General features: G+C 35.1%; 7 protein-coding genes. 2 read left to right on the forward strand and 5 right to left on the reverse strand.

Annotated elements, in window-relative coordinates; translation table 11 throughout:
* The coding region (locus BZK14_RS05065) for a glutamine amidotransferase-related protein (protein ID WP_171973643.1) at positions 1 to 306 on the reverse strand (306 nt) is incomplete at its 3' end.
* Positions 307 to 535: 229 nt separating this feature from the next.
* Between BZK14_RS05065 and metC the strand changes: the two genes are divergently transcribed.
* Complete coding sequence (gene metC, locus BZK14_RS05070; RefSeq protein WP_077925481.1) at positions 536 to 1711, forward strand: cystathionine beta-lyase; 1176 nt, start codon at positions 536 to 538, stop codon at positions 1709 to 1711.
* A 53-nt stretch (positions 1712 to 1764) separates the two neighbouring features.
* On the opposite strand, the gene BZK14_RS05075 is transcribed toward metC, so the two are convergent.
* On the reverse strand, positions 1765 to 2478 hold the full coding sequence (locus tag BZK14_RS05075; RefSeq protein ID WP_077925482.1) for a RibD family protein: 714 nt from the start codon (positions 2476 to 2478) through the stop codon (positions 1765 to 1767).
* 22 nt (positions 2479 to 2500) lie between these two features.
* Positions 2501 to 3409, reverse strand: a complete 909-nt coding sequence (locus BZK14_RS05080) for an alpha/beta hydrolase (protein ID WP_077925483.1) — start codon at positions 3407 to 3409, stop codon at positions 2501 to 2503.
* A gap of 99 nt (positions 3410 to 3508) precedes the next feature.
* Between BZK14_RS05080 and BZK14_RS05085 the strand changes: the two genes are divergently transcribed.
* Entirely contained in the window at positions 3509 to 4411 is a 903-nt protein-coding gene (locus BZK14_RS05085; RefSeq protein WP_077925485.1) for a LysR family transcriptional regulator, read from the forward strand.
* A 28-nt stretch (positions 4412 to 4439) separates the two neighbouring features.
* On the opposite strand, the gene BZK14_RS05090 is transcribed toward BZK14_RS05085, so the two are convergent.
* Both BZK14_RS05090 and BZK14_RS05095 read right to left on the reverse strand, forming a co-directional pair.
* Positions 4440 to 5654 carry an amino acid permease gene (locus tag BZK14_RS05090; protein WP_077925484.1) on the reverse strand — a complete coding sequence of 405 codons (1215 nt, stop codon included), beginning with the start codon at positions 5652 to 5654 and terminating at the stop codon, positions 4440 to 4442.
* A 130-nt stretch (positions 5655 to 5784) separates the two neighbouring features.
* Positions 5785 to 6097, reverse strand: a 313-nt coding sequence (locus BZK14_RS05095; RefSeq protein ID WP_281249077.1) for a glutathione S-transferase family protein, incomplete at its 5' end; no start/stop codon positions are given.

The following is a 6097-nucleotide window of genomic DNA, read 5'->3' on the forward strand; positions in this document are numbered from 1 at the left end:
ATATTCACTATGATCAGCCTTAGAAACTTTACCACCCATTGAATCAGACATTAATTGCATGCCATAACAAATACCCAACACAGGAATGCCTAAATTGAAAATTTCCATATCAATCTTGAAGGCATCTTCTGCATAAACACTGTTAGGCCCACCCGATAAAATAATGCCTTTTGGTGCTAACTTTTGAATTTCTGCTGCAGTTGTTGTATGAGGAATCAATTCGGAAAAGACACCAATTTCACGAATACGGCGCGCGATCAGTTGATTATATTGGCTACCAAAATCTAAAACGACTATATTTTCCATCGTATTTCCTTATGCTATATCTTCTATGTAACTGCAAAACCAATATTATATCGGATTTTTCTGCATTTTTATTCATTTAAATGAGGAAAATTTATATATCACAGAGTCTTTATAGATCTACTCCCTTAAAATTAAAACAAATAAAACATATATGTTTTAACAAAAACATGCATATCAAGATATAATTTTGTTATAGTATTGATGACACATTCTTACTGAGGAGATTTCAATGAGTCACATGAAAAATAATGGATTTTCAACCGAAACACAGCTCACTCAATTAGGTAGAGATCCATCCAAACAAATGGGTTTCGTGAATGGTCCTGTATATCGTGGCTCTACAGTTGTTTATCCAACGCTTGATGATTTAGATCACCGCCGCTCAACATTCACTTATGGCACAGCTGGCACACCAACTATCCGTGATTTAGAAACTGCATGGACAGCATTGACAGGCGGGGCTGGTACTGTTTTGTCACCTTCTGGATTGGGTTCTGTGGCTTTAGCCTTATTAACCACATTAAAAGCTGGTGATCATCTACTAATGCCAGATTCTGTCTATTCACCAAGTCGTACATTTTGCGATCAATTTTTAAAGAAAATGAATGTGGAAACCACATATTATGATCCTATGATTGGTGAAAATATCCGCTCATTAATTAAAGAGAATACAACTGTACTATTCCTAGAATCTCCTGGCTCTCAAACTTTTGAAGTACAAGATATCCCAGCATTAACACAAATCGCCAAAGCACATAATATTACAACAATTATCGATAATACATGGGCAACACCACTATTCTTTGATGCACACAAACATGGCTGTGATCTCTCACTCGAAGCTGGCACAAAATATTTAGGTGGGCATTCTGATCTATTACTTGGCATGATTTCGGCCAACGAGAAATGGTGGAAACCACTTCGTGCAACTTATGATCTATTTGCAATGTTGCCAGGTGCTGAAGATTGCTTTCTCGCACTGCGTGGATTACGCACATTACACATTCGTTTAAAGGAAGCTGAACAGCGTGCTTTAGACATCGCACAATGGTTACAAACTCAACCAGAAGTTGCTAAAGTATTGCATCCTGCACTACCCGATTGCCCTGGCCATGAGATTTGGAAACGCGATTTTACAGGTAGCTCAGGCTTATTTTCCATCATTCTTAAGCCCGAGATTGAACGCACAAAATTAGCTAATATGTTGGATCACATGCAGCTTTTCTCCATGGGTTTTTCATGGGGTGGATTTGAAAGCTTAATCACACCATTTGATTGTCGTAGCTATCGCACAGCAACAGTTTGGAACCCTAATGGCATAGCACTTCGCTTACAAATTGGATTAGAAGGCGTAGAAGATTTAAAAGCTGATCTACGCGCAGGGTTTGATCGCTTACATCAGTAATGCTTATCATTATTAGGTGATTTTTAAATATCACCTAATATATTTCTTTTAACCTAACGTTTAGTCAAATATCGAACCCATAAATTGTCACCATCTAATTTCTCAACAGATTTTAAACTAAATTCAATGGGTGGCCGAGATACTAAATTAGGTGATCTTTCAAATAATGTTGGAATACCAATGGCATCATCTAACACAGGTGCCATAACAAAACTCACTTCATCAATTAACCCAGCATTCATAAATGCACCATTAACAATGGCCCCACCTGAAACAACTAATGTATTAATATTAAATAGTTGTTGAAGTTTTTGAACAGCAAGATGAAAATTAAGAGCCTCACGATCACCCGCAAAGATAAATGAAATATTGCGTTCACGCAGGTAAGCAACATACTGCTCATTAACATCGTCCGCTAAAATTACAATAATATGAGACTCAGGTCTAACACTATATTGAATGCTATTTGTTTTCCAAGGCAACTTACCTGATGCATCCACCACAATGACAAAGTCCTTCAAATCTGTCTCTGCTACAAAGTCTTCTTTAGGATATATCGGCGTATTGGGGTTAAATTCTGGCTGCCCATTACCTGAAAAATACTCCATGGTTACACGGCCACATAACCATGCCTCTGATTTAAGTTCTAGATGGGTATGATTGTAGTTCAAAGTATGGATCTCACGACTTGGAATATCCATATAAGGTCCATAAATTTTTGCATTGATAGATGTTTCCATATGACAAATGATATAAGGACGATTCATGCTCTCTCCTAATCTTAAGACATTAAAGATATTTTTGTAAAAATGATGTGATTTTTTCTAAAGCAGGATTGACATACTGTGGTAAATCATAGAGATCAACATGTCCTGCTTTATCAATCAAAAATAATTCTTTGATGTCTGAGCCCGCTTGATTGATTAATTTTTCACTATGCCATAATGATTCTGCTCGATTCCCTGCAATCAATAATAATGGTTGTGTCAAATAGCGATCAGCCATATAAAATGCATCATAAGACAATAATTTAGCAGAAGAAGTCAAAATACCTTGACTAGGTGCATTTGCATGTTGGGCTCGATCAGTACGGTAATATTCATATGCTGAACATAAATCTGAACTTTGAACATCATCAGGATTAAAAGGTGCCCAAGGCATAAATTGTTGATTACTCCCATTAGCCTCCAATGTCATGATATTAGCTAGGTCTTTTAACATTTGACGCTGATGCTGTAAATTATCCTCGTTACCATGCCAACCTAATCTAAACATGTCACCCACATTAACTGCACTAATGCCAATAACAGCATTAATTCTATGATCAATAATTGCCGCATTGACAACATATCCTCCTGCACCACAAATGCCCAATAAAACAATCTTATCTGAATCGATATACCCAACTGTATTCAGGTAATCAATACATGCGCGAAAATCTTCCACACGAATATATGGATCTTCTAAGTACCTTGGCATACCACCGCTATCACCTTGATAACTAGCATCTAAAGCAACTGTGATAAACCCTCGTTTTGATAGTGATTGTGCATAAATCTCTGCTGTTTGTTCTTTCACACCACCCACAGGATGCGCACAAATAATCACAGGATATTTTTGTGACTCGTTAAAGTTATCGGGATAAAACATATTGGCAGCAACATCTACAGTTTTATTTTTAAATGAAATAGTTTTCATAAACACCTCAAATGTTAAGTTATACAAACATTAACAAAAAAAGGTAACATTGATAATATAACAACTCCTAATATCACTTATATGAAAAACTTATTAATTATGAAAAATTATCTCAACTATCTCTATATTTTTTCTATTGTCGCCAAAGAACAAAGTTTCACACGCGCAGCCGCAAAACTGGGAACATCACAATCTTCAATCAGCCAATCTATGAAAAACTTAGAAAAATATTTGGGGATTAAATTACTATCCCGCACAACAAGAAGTGTTTTAACAACAGCAGCAGGTAATGAATTACTTATTAAATTAAATCCCGCTCTACAAGAAATAGATTATGCTATTCAAGGCATACAAGCATTCAAAAGCAACCCTAAAGGTACACTCAAAATCAATTCAGATGAATATGCTCTTGATTATTTACTATGGCCTATTCTGAGCCAGATCATTCTACAATATCCAGAAATTTCCTTTGAAATCACCTCTGATTATCGATTAATGGATATTGTTGCTGAAGGGTTTGATATTGGCTTGCGAAGAGGAAAATTATTATCTAATGATATGACTGCTATGAGAATTAGCGATCCTATACAAATGTGCTGTGTTGCATCCCACTCATATCTTCAACAATATGGGATACCCAAAGCACCTCAAGAATTACACAATCATAGAACCATTAATATTCGTCTACCAACACATGGTGAATTATTTAGATGGCATTTCATCCAAAATGAACAAACAATTTATATTCAACCTAATTCACAAATTGTTTTTACAAGCATCATTCCTATTATTCAAGCAGTCAAAAAACATCTTGGCATCGCTTATGTTCCTAAAAATATGATTGATGAAGATTTAAAAACAGGAGAGTTACAATTGGTATTAGAGAAATGGCAATATACATATGAGCCTTATTATTTATATTATCCTCACAGCAAAGAAGATTTTCCATTATTAAAAATTTTCTTAAATGCCATTCAACAATATAAAAGGCCTCATATTTGAGACCTTTCATCACAATCATCAGATCAAACTAGCCCACTACTGGCGGTAAAACTTTAACAAATGTTGTTAAAATATAAGCAGCAACAATGATAATGGCAAAGATTACAGCCAAAATTAATGATAAGTTACCACCACGGGTATGTTCACCATTAGGATATGCCTTACGAGATTTATATGCCAATGCAACAGGTAAAAACACACCAATAAATGCAAAAATAATGCCTGCAAATGCAAATGCGCTTAAGAAAATTTGTGGGTATGTGAAGCCTACGATGATGGGCGGCACAAATGTGATTAAACCAATCGTAATGCGATCATGGCGCAAATTAAAGTGCATCAATAAATCCTTAACAGCACTTGATAAACCTAATGCAACACCGATATAGGATGTAATCAATGCCAACAATGAAAATACACGAACCATTTCACTGATCATCTTGCTACCAGTTGCTACTTTGAAAGCTTCAATCAAACCATTTAAGCTTGGATCTTTGTTCAACACATCAATCAATATTGTTTGATTCAAAACACCATGTGTTGCAAACTGCCATACAACATAAATAATAAAAATACCTGTTGCACCTAGAATGCAAGATAACTTCACTTTACGGTTATCACCTTCTAAATACTCATTAATCGTTGGTGTACAAATATGAAATCCAAAAGTCATAAAAAATACTGGCATTGCAGAAAATAACAGCAAATTATTCGTAGGTGTTGCTTGGAGATTTTCAAATGACACTTTATTTAAAAGTACGGCCAAAATAACAATAAAAATTAATACTTTTAAACCAAATGAAATTCGATTTGCAACATCAGCAACAGAAATACCAACGGTGATGATAGCCCCTAAACCAATGGCAAATATAAGTGACATAATTTTTTGTGCCATTTCTGGATTTTCAAAAGTTGGTAAAATGCCCAATAATAGATTACCACTGCCTGTCACATAAGCAGTCAATACTGCATACATAAAAAACAATAAGACAAAATTCACAAATAACCGCCCTGCTGAACCAAAATATTGCTCAGCTAAGCTCGCGATCCCCGCATCATTTTGATTGTACTGATGTACTTCTGCATATAAAACAGCAGTAAATGTTAATAAAATCCATAATAATGTTAATAATACAAATGTTAAACCGAATCCCATTTGCGCAGATGTTAGCGGCATTGCTAACATCCCCGCGCCTACTGCTGTACCTGCAATAATCAAGGTACTGCCTAAAACTTTATTCTTCATAAAAGCAACCTTACTCACTCAATCATATAATTGATTTCAATATTTTTATTAAACGCAACAACGGGCAATAGAATAACTCAAAACACATATTAATATCGTAATTTCCTATTTCATTCTTTTTATTATGAGCTTATCTTAAAGCTGTATCATAAAAAAGTGATACTTGGCCACGTGCAGCCAAAAGATCTGTATATTTCTGCACTTTACTTGGCAACGTTAAATCTTTTACACAAGTCAAGGCTCTCAATAATGGAAATAAAATAATATCATCCAATGAATATTTTTGATGCTCTTGAATTCTCTCTAATGCCACAAACTCTTCCAAAATTGCTAGAGCTTGTTCTAATACAATTTTATATTCTTCAGATTTTTCCAATAACTCTGCAAATGAGCAACCTATGCGCTCTTCATGCCGTGTAATATATAATTGACGCGCACTATCT

Source organism: Wohlfahrtiimonas larvae, from assembly GCF_002006755.1.
Classification (GTDB): Bacteria; Pseudomonadota; Gammaproteobacteria; order Cardiobacteriales; family Wohlfahrtiimonadaceae; genus Wohlfahrtiimonas; species Wohlfahrtiimonas larvae.